We start from the raw sequence: 23,670 nt of genomic DNA on the forward strand, positions 1-23,670 counted from the left end.
TTGTTGAAAATGACGCTCAAGCTGCGTTCGGCACGCCCTTCCCACTCACTACTGACCACTCGCCACTGACGGATTTCCTCAGATACTTGCTTACTAAGGTAGTCGCCCTCAGCTATCTTGTCAAGCAAGGTAATGAAGGGCTGAATTGCCCGGTGCCTTCTCCCACTTTATTTTTTACTGTGCCGCCCTAGAATCAGCCTGTGCGATTCTCGCCGTGGTTACCTGTCCTCCTGATTCTTGCGCTCGGTGCCTATTTGTTGCCAGAGCAGACCAGCGAGCCTGTGCTGTCTGTGCCGCCTGCCCAGACCAGTGCGCTGCCCAACCAGTTGCCCGAAACCACCCGCGCCCTATTCGAGAAGCTGCGCCCCGCCACCGTGCGCGTAGAAAGCGTGAACAGTGCCCGCAACACGGCGGGCCTCGGCACCGGCTTTTTTATCAGCGACACGGGGCAAGTCCTGACCGCCTACCACGTGGTTGCAGAAGGCCAACTCTTCCAGATCAGTACTTTGTCGGGCCGCTCTTACTCGGCGCGGGTCACGGCCTTCGATGCCGATGCCGATGTGGCCTTGTTGCAGGTGCAGGGCAAAGGGCCATTTCCGGCCTACAACCTCGCCACCCGTCCGCCGCGTGTGGGCGAAACGGTGCTGGCGATTGGCAACAGCGGCGGAGACTTTTTGCAACCGCGCCGGGGCCGCCTGCTGCGCCTTAATGCCGATGCAGGCCGCGCCGATTTTCCGCAGGGCACACTGGAAATGACCGCTCCCCTCGCCCCCGGCGACAGCGGCGGCCCAATCATCGACGGCAATGGGCAGGCTATCGGCGTCATCAGCTATATCCGCGTAGATACCAGCGGCCAGACGCGCACCAGTTACGCCGTGCCCGTGACCGAGGGCAACGACTTGATTACGGCCCTCAGAACCGGAGTCAAGCGCGATACGCCTGTGGTGGGCCTCGTGTTCGATGACCGTCATAGTGGAATCACCAATCCGCCCGGCGCAGTGGTGGCCCGCGTCGCCAATGGCAGTCCCGCCGCCCGCGCAGGGTTGCAGGGAGCCACTTTCGATGAGAATGAAAATCTGGCAGGCCTCGGAGACGTGATTCTGACCGTCAACGGCGTGCGTACCCGTGACGCGGGTGAGGTCATCAACCAGATTCGCCGCGCCGAAATTGGCGACACCATTACGCTGGGGTATCAGCGCGGCGAGCAACGCCGAGAAGCGCAAATTAAGCTGGCAGCGAGGCGCAGTGTGCCGGATTTGGATCAGTAAAAACGTAAGTAGTGAGTGGTCAGTCGTCAGTGGGAAAAGCATTGGGGACGACGCTCAAGCTTTCGTTACGTTCTGCAAATGCCCGTTTCATCCGTCTGGCGCACAATAAACAGATGTCACGCGCCTTTGTCAAGGAAGACAGCGGGGAACGCTGGACGCCCCCGAGTGCCCCCGCCCAATACCGAATCGTGCTGCCCACCGATCACGGCCCCGAAGTGTTGCGCGAGACCGATGATTTGCTGCTCGCGTTGCAACGGCTTCAAGCGGGCCTAGAAGTGCGGGATCGTCAGGGGATTCTGATCGCCAGAGGGTAGGTAGAGTGTGGTGGGAAATGGCTGTGTAGAGTGGGTTCGCTTACCCGGTGGCCCCCTCACCCCTTGCTCCGCAAGGCCCTCTCCCACAAGGGGCGAGGGGAGAAAAACTGAGTAAGCGCAGTTTTTAGATTCTTCCCCCACTCGCTATTGACCATTCACGGCTTACCTAATCACCACTCACCTTCCACCGTTATCCGCACCGCTCCCGCCAGACTTTGCCCCGGCAGGAGCGTTTTCATGTCCGTGCCACCGATGCCCTGCGCTGCTAAATTAAAGGCGTCGGTGGCGTGCGACACGGGTTCTAGGGCAAGGCTGCCATCTGGGGCGGTGAACACCACCAAATGGGAGAACACGTTGTCGGCGGTGAGAATCAGGGCGCTGTGGGGGCTACTTTCAGGCGACCAATCTAGGCGAGCAATGCCATCCCACGAGGTATACACGCGGTCTAGGGTTCGCGTGCCAACGGCGGTGGGCGTGCGGAAATCCTCGGCAGGCTGCACGGGCCTCGCGCCGCTGGTGGGCAAATTGCGCTCGTCGGTGTCGTAGGTCAGCGCGGCGTCAAAGGTCAGCAGCGGCTCTAGGCCGTCCTGAGTGCGGGCAAAATAGGGATGCAACCCCATGCCAGCGGGCATTTCCGACGCAGCAACCGGGCGTGAATCCACGTTGGTCAGGGTCACACTGATATCCAGATGCGGCCCGTGCAAGCGGTATTCCATGCGCCCGGTAAAAGCCCAAGGCCAGTTCAGATCAGCTACGTCCCGGCTGTCGAAGTCGCAGATCAGGTGGGAATCGCTGGCCCGCGTCACCGTCCACGGGCGATTTCTGACGTCGCCGTGCTGAGACAAGCCGTCTTTGGTATTGGGCCGCAGTTGCACCGTTTCGCCGCCGAATTCAAAGCGGGCATCCCGAATCCGGTTGCTGTAGGGGAGCAGCGCAAAGCATGCGCTCTGGCTGCTGGTCTGCACAGCTTCCAGTGCTACCCGGCGCATCACCGGGCGGCCCGACGCGGCACGCAAATTCAGGATGCTGGCCCCCACCTCTGGCAGGATTTCCAGCGTCAGGGCGGGGCTGGAGATGCTCTGGACTTGCCAATTGGCGGGGGCGCTCACTCCTTGCCGCCTCGATTCCGCGTCGCCTCATACAGCAAAATGCCCGCCGCCACCGACGCATTCAGACTTTGCACGCGCCCACTGGTGGGAATCTTGACCAACACGTCGCACTTTTCGCGTACCAGACGGCGTAAGCCCTCGCCCTCGGCACCGATAACAAGCGCCAATTTGCCCGAGAAATCGGTGCGGCCAATGTCTTGCGCGGCCTCGCCCGCTGCGCCGTACACCCACACGTTGTCTTCCTTAAGGGCGTCTATAAAGCGCGGCAGGTTTTTGGTCTGCGCTACAGGCAGGTACGCCACCGCACCCGCCGCAGTTTTCGCCACCACAGGCGACAGGGGCGCACTCCGCCGCTCTTCTACCACCACGCCGTGTGCGCCCAACACCTCTGCCGAACGAATGATGGCCCCAAAGTTACGCGGATCAGTAATGCCGTCCAGCAGCACGATCAACAGCGGTTCGCCCCTCGATTCGGCCCGCTCGAAAATGTCGTCCACGCTGGCCCATTTCAGGTCTTCCACTTCGGCCACCACGCCCTGATGCTGCGTCGTGCCCACCATCTGATCCATCTCTATACGCGAGGTAAACCGCACCAGCACGTCTAAAGCCTTCAGTTCCTTGATAAACGATTCTTCTACGCCCCGCGCCACCACTACTTCGGCAACGCGCCCATCTGCGATGGCTTCCAGCACCGGATTCCGTCCGTACAGCAACATGGGGGCAGTTTAAGGCACGCGGCGTTGGGTGCTGAGCTTGTGGGCGAACCCCCCAGTCTGCTGCGCAGCCAGCCCCCCTCAAGGGGAGAGCAAAAGCTTTTAGTCCCCACCTCTAAGGGGGGGCGTTGCAAAGCAACGGGGGGGTTCGCCTATAAGCTCAACCCCACATCCCCCACCCTTTGTCCCGCCCACCCCGGCCTAGAATGCAGGCATGACCGATCTTTCCTCTACCTCCACACCTGCCCAGCCTGTGCGGGGCGAAGTGCCGCGTGACGTGCTGGTGCGCTGGCTGAACGAGTACCTGAACGTGGGCGCACTCCCTGACCCCAGCATGAACGGCCTGCAAATCGAGGGCACCGACATGATCCGGCGCGTGGCCGCCAGCGTAGACACCAGCGCCCGCTCTTTGCAGGAAGCCGCCGACAGTGGCGCAGACATCCTGCTGGTGCATCACGGGCTGTTTTGGGGCGAGCCGCTGCCCATTACCGGGCCACACCGCCTGCGGGTTCGCACCGCGCTGATGGCCGACCTGAACCTCTACGCCGCCCACATTCCGCTGGACGCCCACCCCGAAGTCGGCAACAACGCGATGATGGCCCGCGCCCTGACCCTGCAAAACACGGAGCCTTTTGGCGACTGGCAGGGCCACAAGATCGGTTTGGCTGGAGAGCTGCCCTTCGTGCAGAGCCTTCAGGACTTTGCAGATCGGGTGCAGAAGCTGACCGGGGAAATCTGTCTGGTACACGGCGGCGGCATTCCGCACGTCCACCGCCTCGGCATCGTCAGTGGCAGCGGCGCGGGCGCAGTGGCCGAGGCCGCCGCGATGGGCCTCGATACCCTGCTGACCGGAGAACCCGAACACAAGCACTTTCATGATTCTTTCGAATACGGCGTGAACGTGGTCTACGCCGGACATTACGAAACCGAAGTCTTCGGCGTGCGTGCGCTGGCGGCCCGCCTGGAGGATGAATTCGGCCTGCCCTGGCAATTCCTGCACCTCCCTACAGGTCTGTGAGTCCTGAGTCTCGCGGCCTGTTCATCACCTTCGAGGGGCCGGAAGGGGCGGGCAAAACCACCCAGATTGCGCAGCTGGTAGAGCAATTACAGGCGGCTGGCGTGGCCCACATCGTGACCCGCGAACCGGGCGGCACACCGCTGGGTACGCGGATTCGGCAGGTGGTGTTGCTGGAGCCTGACCTGCAAGTCGATCCCCTCCCCGAATTCCTGTTGTATTCGGCCAGTCGTGCCCAACTGGTGGGCCAAGTGATCCGGCCTGCGCTGGAGCGGGGGGAAGTGGTGGTGTGTGACCGTTACGCCGATTCCAGTCTGGCCTATCAGGGCGCGGGGCGAGGGTTGGATGCGGGGTTGCTGACCCAAATTATGCAAGCGGCAACGGGCGGCCTGCAACCCGACCTGACGTTTCTGCTCGATCTCGACCCCGCTGTCGGGCTGGCCCGCGCTGCTACACGTGGCGAACCTGACCGCTTGGAACGCGCCGACCTAGGGTTTCACCAACGGGTACGGGCAGGGTTTTTGGCACTGGCCCAGCAGGAACCCCAGCGGTTTCGCGTACTGGACGGCACACAGTCTCCGGATAAATTGGCAGTGCAAATTTGGGCAGTCGTGGAGAACAAGTTGGGGATGAGGCAGGCCCAAGCGCACGCTTAAAGCCGCAGCAGGCCAGCCTTCCAAGCGTTCAATCGGGTCAGAGTGCAGATGGTTCGTCTACCGCGCTCTTTCCGCTTGCGACTGAGAAAGCGCTGGACTTATCGTCCTACCGCTCCCCGCCCAGTCACGCCTGTTTCAATCTTCAATCCCGGCACCTTGACTTCAAACATCGTGGGCCAGCGTTTGCCCGTCAGCAGCAGCGTGCCCCGCTCTGGAATGAAGGCGATGCCGTTGGGCACGTCGTCGAAGGTCAGGGGTTTTCCGGTGCGGGCGGCTGCGGTGCTGGCCTCGCGGGTCAGGTTCGACACGTCTATCCATGCGGTGACCTTGCCCGTAGCCGGGTCTATTTTGGCGATTCGGTCTGTGAGCCACACGTTGGCATAGACACTGCCCTGCACGTATTCCAACTCGTTCAGGTTGCGCACGGGTTGGCCCTGATCGGTCACAGTCACGCTGCGTTTGATGGCAAAGGTTTTGGGATCGCGCCACACCAGCACTGGACTCCCGCTGCTCATGATCAGGTACTTGCCGTCGTTAGCCAGGCCCCAGCCCTCACCCGTGTAGCGGTAGCGGCCCGTCTCGCGCAGAGTTTGGGCGTCGAAGGCGAAGGCCACGCCGCTTTGCCAAGTGATGTGGTAAGCCACGCTGCCCAGCACGGTAGAGCCTTCGCCAAACGCCTGCGCCAGCGGCGTCGCTACGCTGGCTTGTACGCGGCCCGTTTTCAGGTCTACTCGGCGCACACCCGATTCTCCCACCTGCCCGGTGCTTTCCAGCAGCACCCCGCCGCCCAGATACTGAAGTCCCTGTGTAAAGGCCGCCCGGTCATGCGGGAAACGGGCCGCCACCACCGGAGTCAGAACGGGGGTGCGGGAGGTGGTCAAGGCCGGGACAGCCCGCGCAATAGAGGCCAAACCGGACAGGCAGGCAAGGGAAAGGAGAAGGCGAGAGCGCACGCTTCTATCGTAGGGCGCGGCTGGCCTTCTCCGGGGCGGTTGTCCACTTTATGCGGACTTTAGATAGGGGTATGAAATGGGGGTGCGGGGAGCGGTTATTCGGTACGGACTTCGGCCACGCCTGTATTCACGAACGCCGCCGAATCGTAGTAAGTGCGGAAGGCGCTGACTTCACCCTCGTCAATCTCGATGATGCTGACGCCCCGGTAGGCCAAATCCGCGCCGCCCTTCAGTTGTCCGGTGGCTTCCCATTCCATCAGGCCCGTGCCGCTGGCTTCTAGATGATGATTGAACTCGCTGCGAATCCGCTCGAAGTTGGACAGATAAGCCGTCCAGAACTCGCGTGCGCCGTCTTGCCCCGTCCACGTCTGGGTCGTCAGATTCTTTAGGCTGGAGCCGTCGGCAAAGAGGGCCACCAACGGCTCTACGTCGCCCGTTTGTTCAATCGTCTGAAGCGCCTGCATAAACTGCTCGGTCAGGGTGCTGGCTTGGGTTTGGGCAGAGTCGGCTTGGGTCATGCCCTAGCCCAACACGCCCGCGCGGGCCAAAGCGTGGGGCATCCCCCAGAATGGAGGAGCCATAAAGTCTCGCTCAAGTGTGGCTCAACTTTGGCTGAATGGCGTGTAATTGATCTCGGCAGGACTGAGCAAGGAACTTATAATCTACGATTCCGGGCGAACCCCCCCGTTGCTTTGCAACGCCCCCCCTTAGAGGGGAGGACTAGACAGCTTTTGCGCTCCCCTCAAGAGGGGCCGTCTGCACAGCGGACTGGGGGTTCACCTACCATCGCAACCTCCCTGCCCGCTAGATCACCCCTGCCCAAGCCTGTGCCGCCGTGTCCCGAACCGTTTCATGGGGGTCGGCCAGCAGGGGAGAGAGAAGGTCGGCGTCTCCCCACCTTCCCAGTGCCCATGCTGCGGCTTCGCGTACTTCCCACACCGGGTCTTGGCTTCCGGCCAGCAGCAGCGGGCGGCCCTGTTCGCGGCCCTCATGCTCGGTGGGCAGGTTGCCCAGCACGGTCAAGGCATTGCGGGCCATGCCTTTGCGGCGGGGGCGCAGCAGGGCAGTTCCGGCCCATTCGCGCTCAAACTGCCGCTCGCTGACGCCAAAAAACCGAGTCAAATCGGGGTAGGCCAACCGCGCCTCTGGTTCCAGCAGCCGCGCCAGTGGGCCAGCTTTGGCGCTCCAAGGGCACACTTCACTACATACGTCGCAGCCCAGTAGCCAATCCCCAACGCCTGTCCGCCATTCGTGCGGCACTGGCCCCCGGTGTTCTATCGTCAGGTACGACACGCAACGCCGCGCGTCTATGGTGCGGTCAGGGCCAATGGCCGCCGTGGGGCAGGCCGAAATGCAGCGGGTGCAGCGCCCACAGCGGTCAGGGTGCGCCGCCGCTTCGGTTTCACAAGGCAAGTCGGTGAGCAGCACCGCCAGCGTCACGAATGCCCCCAGCCGCGTGCTGACCGTCATGCCCGATTTGCCGCGCCAGCCCAAAAACGCGCCCGCTGCAAACAGCCGCTCCATGACGGGACCGTGATCCACATAGCCCCGCGCCCGCACGCCCAACTTCGCCGCTTCCTGCTCCAGCCGGGTGAGTAAGGGCTGCAACTGATGGTGGTAATCGGGCGTCCAAGCGTAGCGGGCCACGCGCCCCAGCCGCACGCCGTCGCCTGGCACAGTTGGCGGCGCGAAGGCATGAGAGACACCCAGCACCAGCACGCTGCCCACGCCCTCTAAGCGGCTAGAGGGGTCGGCGCGGGCGGGCAATTGCCGCTCCAAATAGGTCATTCCGGCGTGCCTGCCCGCACCCAGCCACCCGGCGTACTCGGCCACCGCCGAGGCCGGAACCTGCGCTGCTGTCCAGCCCACCGCGTCGACTCCTAGCGCAGAAGCGAGGTCAGCCAACGTTTCGGCAGCAGAGGTAGGGGGGGCGGGCAGCATCGGTGCAAAGTATGCCGCTGGGGGCGGGGCGAGATTGGGGGGTAGGTCGACGATTGGGTCGGGGCGGTAGGTCTAAGGGTCTAGGGTCTAAGAAAGGCAATCGCGTTGCTCATTCACCCCCTCCCAGCCTCCCCCCTCAAGGGTGAGGAGCTAAGGCCTCAGATGTCTGCCCTTGCTGTTCGCCCTCGCCCCTTGCGGGAGAGGGGCGCTGCGTATGCAGCGGGGTGAGGGGAAATGAGCACAGAGGGTTGCCCTGCCTTAGACCCTAGACCCTTAGACCTGCCGCCCTTCATGCCAGCCGCCCGCCCGCCTACCCCACCGCCCCCAACCCCGCCTGATCTTCGTCCAGCACGGCCAGTAGCGCGTCTACCACCACTGCGTCAAAGTGGCCGCCGCGTGCCTTGAACATATGGGCGGCGGCTTCGGCGTGGCTCCATGCGTGTTTGTAGGGGCGGGCGCTCGTGAGGGCGTCGTACACGTCACAGGCGGCAAAAATCCGGGCCGACAAGGGGATATTCTCGCCGCTTAGTCCAAGCGGATAGCCGCTGCCGTCCCAGCATTCGTGGTGCGCCAAAATCACGTCGTGGGCGCTGCGGGGCAAAAAGCTGAGTTGCCCGGCCAGTTCCGCGCCCTGCTTCACATGGAGCTGCATTCGGGCGCGGGATTCGGCGTCCAGTGCGCCGGGGTGGTGCAAAATCACGTCTGGAATCGCCATTTTGCCGATGTCGTGCAGGTAGGCTCCCCAGCGCAGGTCGCGCAGTTCCGGCGCACTCAGGCCGAGGCGTTGGCCCAAGCGCCCAGCTAGTGCGGTCACGCGGTCTGTATGGCCCTGCGTTTCGGCGTCCCGCGCTTCCAGCATCAGCCCCAGCGCACGCAAGGCACTTTCGTGGGCGGCCTGCTCGCGTTCCTCGGCGTCTAGGCGGGCGGCCAGCAACGCCACCAATCCCATAATCGTGCCCAAGGTCTGGCGCTCGTAGGGCGTCCACAAGTGCGGCTCGAACACATGAGACAGCAGCGCCCCCACCAACACGCCCGCGCGGTTGCGAATAGGCGCGGCGGTCAGGGCGAACACGCCCAAATCTGGAAAGCCCGCCGACTCGGATTGCAAGCGGGTATCGTCAAAAAACAATGGCCCAGTGGCCGTTTCCAGCGCCTGCACCAGTGGCAGGTGGTGAGGCAATCCGTGCGCCAGCAGCGCGTCCATGGCTGGCCCCTGCGGCATCACGCCACTCGCGGCGCGGGCGTGGTAGGTCAGGGTGGCGTCGCGCAACTGAAAATATCCGGCCCCCACCGCTGTGGTGCGCTCTACCAGCACATTCAGTACCGGACTCATGGCGCTGCCGAGGTCTGGGGCAGTCAGGCCCAACTGCGTCAGATGCAGCGTCAGATCACCCAAGCTGAGCGGTTGCTGCGGCAGGGGTTCAGCCGGAATCAGCAGCGGAGTAAGCGGGTCGCCAGGGGAGTTATCGGGGAGCGGGAGAGCGCCAGTCATAACGTAAATTTAGCCCGCGCTATATGACGGAATTCTCACACAACTCATCAGTAGCGGGATTCACTTGGGAACTATTATCTCTGACAGCTTTGCAAATTAATAGGAAACTCTGTATTAACATCCTGTGCGGTCAGAAAGGGGCCGAGTTGAGGTTGTAGGGAGTGAATTGGATGTGAGCCTTCGCTCCGTATCCCTCATGCCTAACCGCCCCAATCTTCAGCCAAAAATCAGAGGCGGGCGCACGATTGCTGCCCGCCTCTGCTCTAGCTCTTCTTTCTCAGGGCAGTGGGAAGCCGCCCGCAAAGGCGTGGACTTCGGCCTTCACGTCTTCACCCTTCAGGGCGCGGTCAATCAGTCCGGCGATGGTGTGCATGTCGGCTTCGTTCATGCCGCGAGTGGTCACGGCGGGCGTGCCGAGGCGAATGCCGCCGCCGTGCAAAATCTTCTCGCTGTCATAAGGCAGCGTAGATTTGCTGATGGTGATGTGGTTGGCGTCTAGCAACTTGGTGGCCTTGGTGCCGTTCAGTCCGTTAGGGCGAATATCGAGCACCAGCAGATGGTTATCGGTGCCGCCCGACACCACGCGGTAGCCGAGGTTTTGAAAGGCTTTGGCGAGCGCCTGCGCGTTCTTGATGATCTGCGCGGCATACGCTTTGAACTCGGGCTGCAAGGCTTCGCGGAAGGCCACGGCTTTGGCGGCAATCACATGCTCCAGCGGCCCGCCCTGATAACCGGGAAACACGGCGCGGTCAATCTTTGCGCCCAGTTCAGGATCGTTGCTGAGAATCACGCCGCCGCGTGGCCCACGCAGGGTTTTGTGGGTGGTGCTGGCAACCACGTGAGCATGGGGCAGCGCGTTGGGATGCACGCCCGCCGCGATCAGTCCGGCAATGTGCGCCACATCGGCAAACAGGATCGCGCCCACTTCATCGGCAATCACGCGGAAGGCCGCGAAATCAATAACGCGGCTGTAGGCACTTGCCCCCGCGATGATCATTTTGGGCTGGTGCTCGTGGGCGAGGCGGCGCACTTCTTCCATGTCGATCAGTTCGGTTTCGGGATTGACCTTGTAGCCCACGATCTTGTACCGCAGCCCGCTGAAGTTGACTGGGTTGCCGTGCGTCAGGTGGCCGCCGTGCGACAAATCCATGCCCAGCACGGTGTCGCCGGGTTCGATGAGGGCGTTGTAGATGGCGAGGTTGGCGCTGCTGCCCGAGTGCGGCTGCACGTTGGCCCACGCCGCGCCAAACAGTTCCTTCACGCGCTCTATCGCCAACCGCTCTACCTGATCCACCACTTCGCAGCCGCCGTACCAGCGTTTGCCGGGGTAGCCTTCCGCGTATTTGTTGGTCAAAACACTGCCCTGCGCGGCCCGCACTGCGGCGCTGGCAAAGTTCTCGGAGGCGATCAGTTCGATGCCGATGCGCTGGCGCTCGCCTTCCTGCGCGATCAGGTCAAAAATGGCCGAATCGTGGTCGACGGTAGGGTGAGCGCTTGCGCTCGGAGCCGCGCTACTCACGGCGGGGGCAGTCGGTTCGGCAGTCGTCATAGGAGTACGGTAACACCGCAGAGGCGGGACGTTGGGGAGTTGTCTCCGCAGCTTGGACGTGGCGTGCGGTTCTTTGGGCGGGAAGAGTGGGGCGTTGGGGGTTTTGGTTTGTTGCCACGTTTTCCCCCACCCCCCAGCCCCCGCCCCCAAACTTGCAAAACTCCGCAGGAGAGGGTGCAGGGGAGTTTGTCGTTGCACTCGGCAGGATTGATCTTGTCGCGTCCACACTCAGCTAAATCGTTCATCTGAAGCTGAATCGCCAGTCGTCTTTGAACTGGAATTGGCCCGCCCACTGCGTGGATGACGGCCTCACACGGATAGGGGCGGGAACGATCTGGGGTGGCGGTGTCGGGGTTTTCGCTCCTCACCCTTGAGGGGGGGGGGCTGGGAGGGGGTGAGTGAGCGCCAGCAATTGCCCTGCCTTAGACCCTCAGACCCTTGACCCTTAGACCAAGCCCCCTGAACCCACCGCCCAAACACCCCCGCCCTACCCCAATTTCCCCCAACGATTCCCCGGCATCAGGGGGAGGGGTTCTGCCGCACTGGGTTGCACGCCAAGCGGGACTGGAATCTGTTCGGGCGGCACGGCGCGGCCCACCAGATAGCCCTGAATGGCGTCGCAGCCCAGCACCCACACGGCCTGCGCCTGTGCCGGGGTTTCTACGCCTTCGGCCACCACGCGCAGGCCCAGTGCCGCGCCGAGGGCCACCACCGCCTGCACCACTTTGTAGGCGGCCTGCTGACCGTGCAGCCCTTCTTCCGTCTCCTTCCCCAACACTGCTGGCCCCAGTTCCGAAATAAAAGCTCGGTCTATTTTAAGGGTGGTAATCGGCAATTTCAGCAGGGCCGCCAGCGAGGACTGACCCACACCAAAGTCGTCTACGGCAACGTCTATCCCCAGTTCCAGCAAGGCCCGCAGGGTTTCTCTGGCCTGATCGTCATCGGCAATCAGCAGGCGCTCGGTCACTTCCAGTTCCAGCGCCGTACCGGGCAGGCCGTAGCGCGTCAGGATGGCCTGAAGGCGGGGCAAAAAGTCCGGGCGCATCAGGTGCGGCGGGTCGATATTGATCGCCACTCGGCGCTCCGGTTGGGTGTGCCGCCACTCGGCCAATTGGCGGCAAGCTTCTTCGATCACCCAGTTGCCTATATCGATCATCAGGCCCGCACTCTCGGCCACCGGAATGAATTCGCCCGGAGCCACGCTGCCCAGTTCGGCGTCGTCCCAGCGCAGCAAAGCCTCGAAGCGCCGGATTTGCCCGCCCCGCTCCTGCTGCGGCTGATAGAACAGCCGGAATTCTGCGCGTTCCAGTGCGCCCCGCAGCCGGGTTTCCAGCAGCACCCGCCGCGCCGCGAGGTGGTCATGGCGTCCGGGCGTGTACAGCCGCACCGCGTTTTTGCCGCTGCGTTTGGCCGCGTACATGGCAAGGTCGGCGCGGCGCAGCAAAGTTTCGGCGTTAGTTGCATCCGGCCCCGACAGCACGCCGCCCAAGCAGGCCGTGACATGCAGCGTTTGGCCCGCCAAAATCACGGGATCGCGCAGGGTGTTCAGCAACCGTGCGCCCAGCGCGTGCAGGTGTTCGGTACTGGCGGGCGTCGTCAGTACCAAAAATTCATCGCCGCCAAAGCGGATGCAGTGAGTGACGGCTTGGGCGGCGTCCAGTCCCGCCGCGAGTTGCAACCGCCCAGCGACTTCCTTGAGCAATTGGTCGCCCATGCGGTGGCCGAGGGCGTCGTTCACGAACTTGAAATCGTCGAGGTCTATAAAGAGCACGCCCACCGGGTTGCCTGCAGCCAGCAGGTGCGGCAGCAGCGAGTCGAACTGGGCGCGGTTGCCCAGCCCGGTCAGGGGGTCGTGGTGCGCCTGATGGTGCAGTTGCGTGCGGCTTTCTTCCAATTTGGTTCGCTGGCTTTCCAGTTCCCGCAGCGCCAGCGTTTGGCGGGCGGCCACCAGCAGGGCCACCACAAACGTCGCCACCAGCACGCCCTGAGCCTGAGCCGAGCGTAATTCTTGTAGGGTCAGCAGCAGCGCGAAACTGCTGCCCAGCGCGGCATACGGGGCGATCAGGGTTCTCAGGCCCATGCGCAGAGGGGCCTCAGGCAACGCGGCAGCGGCGGGAGTCAGGCTTGGTTGTCTACTGGTCTGCGTTCTATTCGTCTGCCCCCGGCTGGCCTGCACCGCCGCAACCGCAAACAGCAAAGTTGCCAGCGGCCAAAGCGTGTCGGGCCACTGCTGCCCGGTGTAGGCGTCCTTGAGGGTCAGAAAGCTGTAGCCCAGATCGGCGGCGATGAAGCAGGCCATTCCCAGCGCCAGCGTCCAGTCCCAATCAAGTCGGCTCCAACCAATTGGGCGCTCATGCTGCGGCCACTGACCCTGTACCCACCGGCCCTGCCCCCAGTCCCGCGCCGCGCCGCGCCATGCCCGCGCCAGCAGCAAGGTCAGCAGCAACAGATCAGACAGCGGGTAGGCCACCGTAACGGCATTGGACAGCAGATCGTTGGGAGAATTCAGCAGTTGCGCGGCCAGCAAAAAGTACCACAGGAACGCGCCCACACTGACCACCAGCGCGGCTACGTCCAGCCACACTTCTCGCCCCACCAAGGAAGGTTCCTGACGCTCTAGCGCCAAAAAAGCCAGCAAAAAGCAGGCGGGCAGCGCCAAGAAGAATGGATCGGCAGCCGAAAACACCCCAGAAAACAGTTGCAGAACAGCAAAAACAATCTGCCCGACTCCCCAGAGCAATGTACCCAGCGAGAGCAGTCGCCAGACTCGCGGTTGTGCGGTGTGCCGGGCCACCTCCCACATGATGGCCGCTGCCCCCAACACCACTGGAACGTATAAGAGTCCACTTGAAACAGAAGCGACTTCTGGCAGATGCCACCAGCCCAGCACCCGGCTCAGATGGAGCAAGTAAATTGCCGCAACTGTGCCTAATCCCCAATGAATGTGTTGAGAGGGGGGAGAGGACAGAGGCCGCATACCCCCAGAGTCTAGAAATCAGCCCCTCCCGCCCTTCTTACAAGACTGGATGTGAATTAAAGAAAACAAACTTCATGAAGGCGCTGAGACCTCTCTTAAATAGGCTTGTGCCCCAGCCGCCGCTGGACTTCTTTCAAGTCTTCGCCGCCTGCCAGCACCAGCACGCTGTCTCCGGCCTCCAATTCGGTGGCTCCCTTGGGAATCAGGAACTCTCCGGCCCGGTGAATCAGGATCACGAGGGCGGCGGGCGGCAGGTGCAGGTCTACAATCCGCATGCCGTCAGCGGCGCTGCCCCCCAGCACGTCCACTTCTACCATCTCGTTTTTGTTGTGTCCGGTGGGCGTATACGTAATCGGGTAATCGGTGCGGGTAGGCAGGGCTTCGCGCACGCCCAACGCACGGGCCACCAGCGTCAGGGTGGTGCCTTGCAGCAGCACGCTGGTCAGCACGATAAAAAACACCACGTTGAAGAGGGTTTGGGCTTGCGGCACGCCCGCCAGCAGGGGAAAAGTCGCCAACACGATCGGCACGGCCCCGCGCAGGCCCACCCACGCCACCATGCTTTTTTCGTTCAGGGGCATCTTGGCCCGCGCCAAACTGAGGTACACACTGACGGGCCGCGCCACGAACACCAAAAATAGCGAGCAGGCCAGCGCCAGCCCCGCCGTAGGCCACAGTTCACGCGGATTCACCAGCAGGCCCAGCGCCAAAAACATGCCCACCTGCATCAGCCACGCCAGCCCATCGTGAAAGTTAATCAGGCTGCGCTTATGAATGAATTCGGCGTTGCCCAGAATGACGCCTGCAATGTAAATCGCCAAGAAGCCGCTGCCGCCCGCCAAAGCTGTAGCACTAAAAATGGTGAGGGCCAGCGCAATCGTTAGTACTGAATACAGCCCTTCAAACTGCAACTGCACGCGGTTGATGATCCACAGGGCGGCGCGGCCCAAGCCGTAGCCCAATAGGCCGCCAATAATCATCTGCTTGAGAAACAGCGGCACGATGCCCAGCACGCCCAGTTCAGGTGCCGCGATCAGTTCCAGCAGGCCGATGGTCAGGAACACAGCCATCGGATCGTTGCCGCCCGACTCGAACTCCAGCAGCGGGGCTACGTCGCCCTTGAGGCCCAGTGCCCGTTCCTTTAGCACGCTAAATACGGCGCTGGCATCGGTAGAACTGACCACCGCCCCCAGCAGCCACGCCACCAGCCACGGAAAGCCGAACAGATAATGACTGAACACGGCCATCAGGCCCGCCGTAACCAACACGCCCAACGTAGCGAGGCTCAGCCCGCGCCGCACCACCGGTTTGGTCAGCGCCCAGTTGGTATCCAGCCCGCCCTGAAACAGGATGAAGGCCAGCGCTACCACGCCAAAAATCTGGGCGGTGCGGTAATCGTGAAACTGGATGCCCAGCCCGTCTGATCCGGCCAACATGCCGACACCCAAAAACAGCAGCAGGCCCGGAATGCCCAGTCGCCCACCAATCCGGCTCAGCAGCAGGCTTGCCAGCAGCAACACGCCTGCCGCCAGCAAATACAGTTCGGCGTGGGCTTCACCCATGAGGGCCGAACCCGAACAGGCCGCCGCCCGGCGCGTGTGTCACGGTGTTGGTGGCGTCGCTGCTGTTGTCGCTGGCAATCTGGTCAGGAATGACGGCTCGGTGAAGGTGTTTCATAAGATATCGTCGCACACGTTCGTCACGGATAAAGGGCGCACGCTGAGCAACTTTTCTGGAAACCAGACAACTTGACCCCGCCCCAAGCACCCGCTACCCTGAACCCATGACTGCCCGCCCCGGTACCCCATCATCAGGTACACTTTCGCCGTTTACACGGAGCGGGAAGACGCTGACCTGAAATTTATCGGTCACGCGCCACTGCCCCGCCGCACACCTACGCGGCGGGCTTTTTTTTGTTTTCCTAGGAGTCCGTATGACCGATCAAACGCTACAAATTGAAGCTCTAAACGCCATCGCCGCCGCCCCCGACACAGACGCCTTGCAAGCCGTAAAGACCCGCTACGTGGGCAAAAGCGGGCTGGTGACCAAAGAACTGGGCACGCTGGGTAAGCTGCCGCCTGAAGAACGCAAAGCACGCGGCGCAGAAATAAATGCGGTGCGAGCCGCGCTGGAAACCGCCCTGACGGAGCGTGAAGCCGTGCTGAAACAGGCCGCGCTGGACGCCAAACTTGCGGGCGAGGCCATAGACGTGACGCTGCCGGGTCTGCCCCTTCCGGCGGGCGGCCTGCACCCTATCAACCGCGTGTACGACGACCTGACCGCCATCTACGAGCGCATGGGCTACACGGTTATAGAAGGGCCGGAAGTAGAAGACGAGCACCACAACTTCGAGGCCCTGAACGTGCCTTGGTATCACCCCGCCCGCGACTTGCAGGATACGTTTTGGTTGGAGGATGGCCGCCTGCTGCGGACGCATACCAGCCCCATGCAAATTCGTTACATGGTGGCCCACGAACCCGCCCTGAAAGTCGTGGTGCGCGGCAAGGTCTACCGCTACGAAGCCACCGACGCCACCCATGAAGCGATGTTCCATCAATTGGAGGGCTTGGTAGTAGGCGACAGCATCAGCATGACCGATCTGAAAGGCACGATTGCCGAAATGGCGCGTGGGCTGTATGGCCCCACCGCCAAAGTGCGCTTTCAGCCCAGCTATTACCCATTCGTGGAACCGGGGGCTGACTTTGCCGTGTGGTGGGACAACCCGCGTGGCGAGAGCAAATGGCTGGAGCTGGGCGGCTGCGGCATGATTCACCCCAACGTGTTTAAGGCCGTAGACGATCTGCGCGAAGACGAGGGCCGGGAGCGCGTCTACGAGGGCAAAACCGGCTTCGCCTTCGGACTGGGGCCGGAGCGCATTGCCATGCTGAAATACGGCATCCCCGACATCCGTTACTTCTACGCGAATGACCCGAAAGTTATTGGACAGTTTCGGGGGGACTTGGGATAGGGGAGATGAGCCTCGTCCTCTGTGCCATAGAAAATCGCTCAGATGATCGGAATACAGCCTTTATTGCTTGGGTTTTTGAAGGTACAGCACATGTTGGTGATTCGCTTGGCTATCTTGTCCTTTCGGAGACGACTAGCTTTGGATATGACCATCAAATAGATGACAATGTGTACAACGAAAAAATTCTTGTTCATCTGCCAACAAGCCTGACCCTCTCAAAAATCAGAAAATATTCTGACCATAAGGAAATTTCCCAAGGCTACACTGCTGTGTTTGATGTATATGGCGACAAGACTGAGCTGAGTGCTCTTAGAGGACTACTGCAAGATGGATTGATACCTTGGATACCAGTGACGGAAGCCATCACCCCAGAAAATCCTAGAGCTTCCTCTAAAATTTACTTGTTTAGCAATGTGGAAGCCGCAGAGGATTACTTTTTAAGGCATGGGATAGAGGCGAATGGGTTTTAGTTGCCTTTGGACATTATCTGATGCCCTGCCCGTTCACCCCCTCCCAGCCTCCCCCCTCAAGGGGGAGGAGCATAAATGCGAAGGCTGGAGCGTAAGCGATGACTGGCAAATTTGAGCGCAGAAGTCCCTCTGTAGAGGTTTCTCGAATCTTGCGGCAACGAATGACACCAGAAGAAATTTTGCTGTGGAAGCATTTACAGCGTAAGCAAATGGGTGTCAGCTTTCGCCGTCAGGAACCGATGGGGCGGTATGTCGCGGATTTCGTTTGTTATGAGTGCTGTTTGGTTATCGAGTTGGATGGCAGCCAACACTTAGATAGTCAGGAAGACAGAGTACGTGATCTGGATATGGCCGAAAATGGTTTTGAAACACTGCGATTCTGGAATTCAGAAGTAAGAAACAATTTGAACGGCGTTTTAGAACGAATTTACGAAGTCATCCAAACCCGCCAACATCTTTTAGCCCCTCCCCCTTGAGGGGGGAGGTTGGGAGGGGGTGAGTGAGCAGAGCGATTGCCCTTCCTCCCTCCCAGACAACGAAAAAAGGACACCCATGAAACTTCCCTACACTTGGCTTAAAGAACTCCTGCCCGCCTTGCCTCCCGCCACCGACCTAGAGCCGATTCTGGCCCAATTGGGATTACCCCTCGAGGGCATTGAAGATGTCCCCGCGCCCATTGAAGGCGTCGTGCTGGCCGCCGTGACCGAGGCCGCGCCCATAGAAGGAACGCAACTGACCCGTCTGGCGCTGGATGTCGGCCCACATGGAGCCAAGACCATTGCCAGCGGTGCGCCGAACGCGGTGGGCCTGCGGGCCGGAACGATGGTGGCCCTCGTGACCCCCGGAACCACGCTGGGCGGCATGGAATACGGCGTGCGTATGTTGCAGGGCGTGGAATCGTGGGGCATGGCGGCCAGTGCCAAAGAACTGAGTCTCGGTGAGTCGGCGGCGGGGTTGATGCTGTTTCCGGCAGGTACGGCGGCTCCCGGCACGCCCATGCACACCGTCTGGGCCGCCGACAGCGTGTTGGACGTAGAAGTGACCCCCAACCGCGCCGACGTACTGAGTGCGGTTGGCTTGGCCCGTGACCTCGCCGCCTTCCTGAAGCTGGAACTGGTGATGCCCGATGCAGGCCCGCAGCCCGCAAGCTCTGGAAACACAGGAAGCGGAGAAATCCGCGTGTCGCTGCCGCCGCGTGGCCTCGTCATCGAGCGCGATCCTTCCCGCAAATTGCGCTTCGGGTGCGATCATTTTGCCGCCCGCACCGTGTCGGGCATTCAGAACGGCCCTAGCCCGCTGTGGATGCAGCGCCGCCTAACGCTGGCCGGACTGCGCCCGATTGACTTGATCGTAGATGCCAGCAATTACGTGATGCTGGAACTGGGCCAGCCCACCGCCCTGTATGACCGCCGCGACGTGACCGACGACCAGATCATCGTGTCCTTCGGCTTGCGGCAGGGCGAAACCGTGCGCGACCTGATGGGCGGCGAGCATCAGACGGGGCCGGAAGACCTCTTGATTCTGGATGGCCGTCCCGTACCGATTTCCACGGTGGCCGACGCTTTTGCTACCGCTGGCGAGGTGAAAGCCGGTCAGGGCGTGCTGGGCATCGCGGGCATCATGGGCGGCGAGCATGGGCGCGTGCGGGCCGACACGAGCGATGTGGTGATCGAATCGGCGCACTTCGACCCCGTGTTGTTGCGGCGCACCAGCACCCGCCTCGGCCTGAAAACCGATGCCGTGTACCGCTACGAGCGTGGCGTTGATCCGTTGCTGGCCCCACGCGCTGCTAACCGGGTGGCCGGACTTCTGGCGGCAGCGGGCGGCGGCGCGGCCCGTCCCGGCCTGACGTTGGTGGGCACGCCCGACGTTCCCGGCATCATCGGGGCCACGGGCAGCCAGATTCGTGCCCTGTTGGGCATGGACATTTCTACCACCGAAATGAGCGAAATCCTGACCCGACTGGGCTGCGAAGTGGTGGCCGCCGACGACCAACTGACGGTCACGCCTCCCTCATGGCGAATTGACATGGCGATTTGGCAAGACTTGGCCGAGGAAGTGGCCCGCCTGCACGGGTTCATTCATCTGCCCGAAACCTTGCCCACCCTGCGGATTCATGAAAGCAATCTGGGAGCGGAGCAAGAAGGCTTGGCCCGTGCTGGCCTGCGCCGCTCGCTGGCCGGATTGGGCGCACAAGAAGTCGTAACCTACACCTTTACCAGCGATGAAGAGGCTGCCAAAGCCCGCGCCGAAGCGCCCACTGTGCGCCTGCAAAATCCGCTGACGGCAGACCGAACGGCCATGCGAACCGCGCTGTATCCGTCGCTGCTCAAGGCGGCGGGCGCACATGCCAAGGGCGAGCGGGTGCTGATTTTCGAGATTGGGCGTATTTTCCCCGCCAGCGGAGAAGCCGAGCGTGTGGGCCTGCTGATGCGCGGCGACCTCGCGCCCAAAACCCATCAGGCCCCTGTTGCCGGATCGTTTGGCGTATTCAAGGGCCTGCTGGAAAGTCTCGCCGCCAGCCTCGGCGCGGGCGTAGAGGTGCGCCAGTTGCGCGGCGACGCGGTGCCCAGTGCGCTGCATCCCGGCATTGCGGGCGAGTTGGTCTGGAATGGGCAGGGCGTGGGCTGGATCGGGGCGCTGCATCCCGCTGTGGCCGCCGAATTTGGATTAAAAGGGGAGACGTTCCTGCTGGAAGCCGCCCTGCCGCTGCCGGGGAGGGCGTGGGCCTTCCGCGATCCCAGCCGCGCCCCCGCCGCGTGGCGTGACTTGGCGATCATTGCCCCCAACGGCGTCTCTTACGGCGAACTGGCCGCACTGCTGAAGGCCGAAGCCGGAGCGTTGCTAGAAACCGTAGAACCCTTCGACTTGTACGTGGGCACGCCCATTCCCGAAGGAGAACGCAGCGTGGCCGTGCGCCTCGTGTTCCGGGGCGAAAAGACCCTCACCGACGCCGAAGTCGACCCGGTGATGGAGCGCCTGATCGGGGCGATTCGGGGGCAGGGGTGGGGAATTCGGGACAAGTAGGGGTGAGTTGATTCTTGTGCGGTTGAGCAACGCTCACTGATCGCCAAGTTCGGCAATCATTGGGCGTGGAGGATTCTGGGCGAACCCCCAGTCTGCTTCGCAGCCAGCCCCCCTTAAGGGGAGCGCAAAAGCTGTTGTCCTCCCCTCTAAGGGGGGGCGTTGCGCCAGCAACGGGGGGGTTCACCTTCTAGCTCAATGTTCCCAACCTAAGCAAGAGGTGAAATGGGCTAAAGCATTACGCTTCAGCCCATTTTTGTATTGGGGCAAGAGATTCAGGTGCTCAATGCCTTCCCAAACGCTCCCCGCACCCCTTCCCGCACATACGCCCCCGCCCATTCCCCTCCCCCCGGCAACTCATCCGGCCCCACCCACCTCGCCTCGGCAATTTCCCCGGCAGGCAAGTGCAGATCAGACAAGCTCAGGCTTCCGCTGATGCCCTCTGCCCGGAAGACCACGCCCACCCCATCGGTGATGTTGCCCGCTGCATCCTGCACCCGGAATTCAGCCCCCGCCTGCATCTGTACCGGAATCAACCGCTCTGCTGTCAGGCCCGTTTCTTCCCGCAACTCGCGGGCGGCGCAGGCTTCAAAGCGTTCGCCGGGTTCCATGCCGCCACCCGGCAGTGCCCAAAGGCCCGTTCTGGCGTGCCGAAGCAGCAGCAAGCGCCCCGATTCATCCAAGACCTGAACGCTGGCACCGGGCAGCAGGAGGGGCCGTTTTCCTGCTGCTGCACGCAAGGCCCGCGCAAAATTGCCAGTCACGGGCGGGGGCGCAGGCGTAGGCAACAGCGGCAGCGGCGGTAAACCCACCCGCGCCCGCAGCAGGTTCATTTTCACGATGTTGGCGTTGGCGCTGGTGGGCGGCAAGTTGTCTAAGTCGAACCATGCCAATGCCAAGGTTTCGCCGCTGTCGTCGGGCGCGGCGTTGTCCAGCGCGGCGGCGGGCAACGTGCCCTGCGCCCGCATGCCGACCATGTACACCTGATGGCCGTTGGGGTAACAGTGATACAACTCCGGCCCGTCCACCAAGCCTTCGGGCAAGTCCAGCAAGTGCAAGTTGGGGCACACCAGCCCGGTTTCTTCCAGCAGTTCGCGGCGGGCGGCGGTCAAGAAATCCTCACCGGGTTCCACCGCGCCCCCCGGTGTGCCCCACAACCCGTCATCTCCGCGCTGCTGCAACAAAATGCGGCCCCGTTCATCCAAAATCATCACGCCGATGCCCACTGCAAATAACGGCGCGTGGCCCCAGACGGCCCGCAACTCTGACAAGTACCCCATGCGGGCGAGTGTAGCGGGGCGGGGGCAGGAGTTGTCCTACTTGCGCCCTATTCTGCGCGGCCCTTTGGCCTACCATGAACCTATGACCGACGCGCCCGCCCGTTCCCCCAATGCCGATTGGATTGATGAAACCGCAACTCCCGCCGCCGCCGACTGGAGCTACGAAACCACCGCCGTCCAGACCGGAATCGGGCGCGGATTGGGCGTCACCATCGGCATTCCGGTGCATCACGCCGCCGCCTTTCAGTTCGAGACGCTGGAGCAGGCGCAGGAAGAATTTCAACTGAACACGGGCCTCAGCTACGCCCGCCTGCAAAACCCAACCGTGCGGGCGCTGGAAGAACGCCTGACCGCGCTGGAAGGCGGCGCAGCCACCATCGCACTGTCCAGCGGGCAGGCGGCTACCCTCACCACGATCATGGGTGTATGCCGCGCCGGGGATCATATGGTGTCTACGGCCAGTCTGTTTGGCGGCACGTCGGGCATGCTGAACAACATCTTGCCCCTAATGGGCATTTCGGCCACCCTGACGGCCAATACGCCTGACGCGGTGCGGGCCGCCATGCAGCCCAACACCCGGCTGGTGTGGGCCGAAACGCTCAGCAATCCTGCCGGAGACGTGCCCGACATAGCCGCCTTTGCCGACATCGCGCACGCACATGGGGCGCTGCTGGGCATAGACAACACCTGCGCGGGCGTGGGCTTCTTGTGCCGTCCGTTGGAACACGGCGCAGATATCGTGTCTCAGTCGTTGACCAAGTGGGCGGGCGGGCACGGCGGGGTGCTGGGCGGCAGCGTCACCGTAGGTACACAGCACGACCTCACGCGCAATCCCATCTACACCGAGGGCGGGGCCAATAGCGTGCTGAACGTGCGCGGCGACGCGGCCCTCGCTTGGCGGCAACGCTGGTTCGGGGCGCACCAGTTGGGCATGAATCTGGCCCCCCAGAACGCCCACCAAATCGCGCAGGGCTTGGAGACGCTGGCGCTGCGGCTGGAGCGCGAATCGGCCACAGCTTTGGCTCTGGCGCACTGGCTGGAGGCCCATCCTGCTGTGGGCCGCGTCAGTTACGTGGGCCTGCCCGAACACCCCTCGCACGCCAACGCCGTGCGGGTCTTGCGGCACGGCTTCGGCGCAGTTCTGACCTTTGAAGTGCCTGACCCCTCGGCCTTCTTGCCCCGCCTGAAAGTGCTGCGAATTGCCCCCAATCTGGGCGATACCCGGACGCTGGTGGTACACCCGTGGACGACCACGCATGGCCGCATTGCCGAGCCTGCCCGCCACGCCGCCGGGGTCACGCCCCTGACCATCCGCATGAGCGTGGGCGTAGAGGCATTGGCCGATTTGCAGGCGGATATCGCGCAGGCGTTGAGGTAAGGCAGAGGCAGAAAGGGCGGAGGAGTTCGGTGGCCGCCAGTTGCAGAAAAGCATAAATGAAGTTTGGGCAAACGCTGAATTAGGTTTGCCCTGCCGTCTATATTCTGCTATAAACGTAATTGAGCATCATAATCCAATTCGCCTACCGAGGTTCCCATGATTGTCGAAACCAAGATTGTTGGCCGCCGCACCCCCCTAGAACGCCGTCCGCTGGAACTTGTGGGCGAGGTGGCGACCCTCAGGGGGCTGCTAGAGCAACTGGTCAGGGCCGAAGTAGACGGCTACAACGGGCGGCAAGCGGGCGCGGGCCTGCTGCGGGTGCTGACCGAGCGCGAGTTAGAGGCGGGCGCGGCAGCGGGCAAGGTTAGCGTGGGGCCGCAAGAAAGTGCGCGGCTGGCCGAGCCAGATGAAGCCGTGAAGGTGGCGCTACTGGCCTACAACGACGGCATGTATTTCGTGTTCGTGGACGATGTGCAGATCATGACGCTGGATGACCCCCTGACTCTGCGTCCCGACAGCATGCTGATGCTACTGCGCCTCACCCCTCTGGCGGGGGGTTAAGC

Annotated in this window: 21 protein-coding genes; 10 read left to right on the forward strand and 11 right to left on the reverse strand. The window is 62.5% G+C overall.

The features are described from left to right. Nucleotides 1-200: 200 nt before the first annotated feature. Both E7T06_RS04535 and E7T06_RS04540 read left to right on the forward strand, forming a co-directional pair. Nucleotides 201-1,268, forward strand: coding sequence for a S1C family serine protease (locus E7T06_RS04535; protein ID WP_136364645.1), 1,068 nt, complete (start codon nt 201-203; stop codon nt 1,266-1,268). A gap of 113 nt (nt 1,269-1,381) precedes the next feature. Beyond that, complete coding sequence (locus E7T06_RS04540) at nt 1,382-1,582, forward strand: hypothetical protein (RefSeq protein WP_136364646.1); 201 nt, start codon at nt 1,382-1,384, stop codon at nt 1,580-1,582. 170 nt (nt 1,583-1,752) lie between these two features. Here E7T06_RS04540 and E7T06_RS04545 read toward each other — a convergent pair whose 3' ends face one another. Together E7T06_RS04545 and rlmB are read right to left on the reverse strand one after the other, a co-directional pair. Continuing rightward, nucleotides 1,753-2,691 carry an aldose 1-epimerase gene (locus tag E7T06_RS04545; protein WP_136364647.1) on the reverse strand — a complete coding sequence of 313 codons (939 nt, stop codon included), beginning with the start codon at nt 2,689-2,691 and terminating at the stop codon, nt 1,753-1,755. Next, nucleotides 2,688-3,407, reverse strand: a complete 720-nt coding sequence (rlmB, locus tag E7T06_RS04550; protein WP_136364648.1) for a 23S rRNA (guanosine(2251)-2'-O)-methyltransferase RlmB — start codon at nt 3,405-3,407, stop codon at nt 2,688-2,690. Before rlmB ends, E7T06_RS04545 begins: the two co-directional genes overlap by 4 nt. 211 nt (nt 3,408-3,618) lie before the next feature. Here rlmB and E7T06_RS04555 point away from each other — a divergent pair, with 211 nt between their 5' ends. Both E7T06_RS04555 and tmk read left to right on the forward strand, forming a co-directional pair. Beyond that, nucleotides 3,619-4,422 carry a Nif3-like dinuclear metal center hexameric protein gene (locus tag E7T06_RS04555; RefSeq protein ID WP_136364649.1) on the forward strand — a complete coding sequence of 268 codons (804 nt, stop codon included), beginning with the start codon at nt 3,619-3,621 and terminating at the stop codon, nt 4,420-4,422. Beyond that, nucleotides 4,419-5,075 carry a dTMP kinase gene (tmk, locus tag E7T06_RS04560; protein WP_136364650.1) on the forward strand — a complete coding sequence of 219 codons (657 nt, stop codon included), beginning with the start codon at nt 4,419-4,421 and terminating at the stop codon, nt 5,073-5,075. The genes E7T06_RS04555 and tmk overlap by 4 nt, the downstream gene beginning before the upstream one ends. Before the next feature lie 98 nt (nt 5,076-5,173). Here tmk and E7T06_RS04565 read toward each other — a convergent pair whose 3' ends face one another. The 8 genes from E7T06_RS04565 to E7T06_RS22050 all read right to left on the reverse strand — a co-directional run bounded on the left by E7T06_RS04565 (nt 5,174) and on the right by E7T06_RS22050 (nt 15,664). Beyond that, nucleotides 5,174-5,995, reverse strand: a complete 822-nt coding sequence (locus E7T06_RS04565) for a glutaminyl-peptide cyclotransferase (RefSeq protein WP_168733368.1) — start codon at nt 5,993-5,995, stop codon at nt 5,174-5,176. Between the two features lie 128 nt (nt 5,996-6,123). Beyond that, nucleotides 6,124-6,546, reverse strand: coding sequence for a nuclear transport factor 2 family protein (locus tag E7T06_RS04570; RefSeq protein ID WP_136364652.1), 423 nt, complete (start codon nt 6,544-6,546; stop codon nt 6,124-6,126). A gap of 286 nt (nt 6,547-6,832) precedes the next feature. Then, nucleotides 6,833-7,969, reverse strand: a complete 1,137-nt coding sequence (gene queG, locus E7T06_RS04575; RefSeq protein WP_136364653.1) for a tRNA epoxyqueuosine(34) reductase QueG — start codon at nt 7,967-7,969, stop codon at nt 6,833-6,835. 310 nt (nt 7,970-8,279) lie between these two features. Continuing rightward, complete coding sequence (locus E7T06_RS04580; protein WP_136364654.1) at nt 8,280-9,461, reverse strand: HD domain-containing phosphohydrolase; 1,182 nt, start codon at nt 9,459-9,461, stop codon at nt 8,280-8,282. Between the two features lie 277 nt (nt 9,462-9,738). Next, nucleotides 9,739-11,010: a serine hydroxymethyltransferase gene (glyA, locus tag E7T06_RS04585; RefSeq protein WP_240740846.1), complete on the reverse strand. Its 1,272-nt coding sequence runs from the start codon at nt 11,008-11,010 to the stop codon at nt 9,739-9,741. Between the two features lie 487 nt (nt 11,011-11,497). Next, a complete protein-coding gene (locus E7T06_RS04590) occupies nt 11,498-13,987 on the reverse strand; it encodes a bifunctional diguanylate cyclase/phosphodiesterase (protein WP_136364655.1) in 2,490 nt (829 codons plus the stop codon). 95 nt (nt 13,988-14,082) lie between these two features. Further along, nucleotides 14,083-15,549 carry a potassium/proton antiporter gene (locus E7T06_RS04595; protein WP_136364656.1) on the reverse strand — a complete coding sequence of 489 codons (1,467 nt, stop codon included), beginning with the start codon at nt 15,547-15,549 and terminating at the stop codon, nt 14,083-14,085. Next, nucleotides 15,542-15,664 carry a hypothetical protein gene (locus E7T06_RS22050; protein ID WP_276605548.1) on the reverse strand — a complete coding sequence of 41 codons (123 nt, stop codon included), beginning with the start codon at nt 15,662-15,664 and terminating at the stop codon, nt 15,542-15,544. Before E7T06_RS22050 ends, E7T06_RS04595 begins: the two co-directional genes overlap by 8 nt. 256 nt (nt 15,665-15,920) lie before the next feature. Between E7T06_RS22050 and pheS the strand changes: the two genes are divergently transcribed. The 4 genes from pheS (at nt 15,921) to E7T06_RS04615 (ending at nt 20,452) form a co-directional block, all read left to right on the forward strand. Then, nucleotides 15,921-16,955 (forward strand): phenylalanine--tRNA ligase subunit alpha, encoded by a 1,035-nt coding sequence (gene pheS, locus E7T06_RS04600; RefSeq protein ID WP_136364657.1) that lies wholly within the window; start codon nt 15,921-15,923, stop codon nt 16,953-16,955. A 5-nt stretch (nt 16,956-16,960) separates the two neighbouring features. Then, nucleotides 16,961-17,425 (forward strand): hypothetical protein, encoded by a 465-nt coding sequence (locus E7T06_RS04605; RefSeq protein WP_136364658.1) that lies wholly within the window; start codon nt 16,961-16,963, stop codon nt 17,423-17,425. Nucleotides 17,426-17,523: 98 nt separating this feature from the next. Then, on the forward strand, nt 17,524-17,901 hold the full coding sequence (locus E7T06_RS04610; protein WP_136364659.1) for a DUF559 domain-containing protein: 378 nt from the start codon (nt 17,524-17,526) through the stop codon (nt 17,899-17,901). Between the two features lie 76 nt (nt 17,902-17,977). Then, entirely contained in the window at nt 17,978-20,452 is a 2,475-nt protein-coding gene (locus E7T06_RS04615) for a phenylalanine--tRNA ligase subunit beta (protein WP_136364660.1), read from the forward strand. 272 nt (nt 20,453-20,724) lie between these two features. Here the strand turns inward: E7T06_RS04615 and E7T06_RS04620 are convergent, their stop codons facing one another. Then, on the reverse strand, nt 20,725-21,729 hold the full coding sequence (locus E7T06_RS04620; protein ID WP_136364661.1) for an NUDIX domain-containing protein: 1,005 nt from the start codon (nt 21,727-21,729) through the stop codon (nt 20,725-20,727). Between the two features lie 82 nt (nt 21,730-21,811). Between E7T06_RS04620 and E7T06_RS04625 the strand changes: the two genes are divergently transcribed. Both E7T06_RS04625 and E7T06_RS04630 read left to right on the forward strand, forming a co-directional pair. Then, entirely contained in the window at nt 21,812-23,107 is a 1,296-nt protein-coding gene (locus tag E7T06_RS04625) for an aminotransferase class I/II-fold pyridoxal phosphate-dependent enzyme (RefSeq protein ID WP_136364662.1), read from the forward strand. Nucleotides 23,108-23,263: 156 nt separating this feature from the next. Next, nucleotides 23,264-23,668 (forward strand): hypothetical protein, encoded by a 405-nt coding sequence (locus tag E7T06_RS04630; RefSeq protein ID WP_240740847.1) that lies wholly within the window; start codon nt 23,264-23,266, stop codon nt 23,666-23,668. The last annotated feature ends 2 nt before the right edge of the window (nt 23,669-23,670 follow it).

This window comes from Deinococcus sp. Arct2-2 (assembly GCF_004801315.1).
GTDB lineage: Bacteria > Deinococcota > Deinococci > Deinococcales > Deinococcaceae > Deinococcus.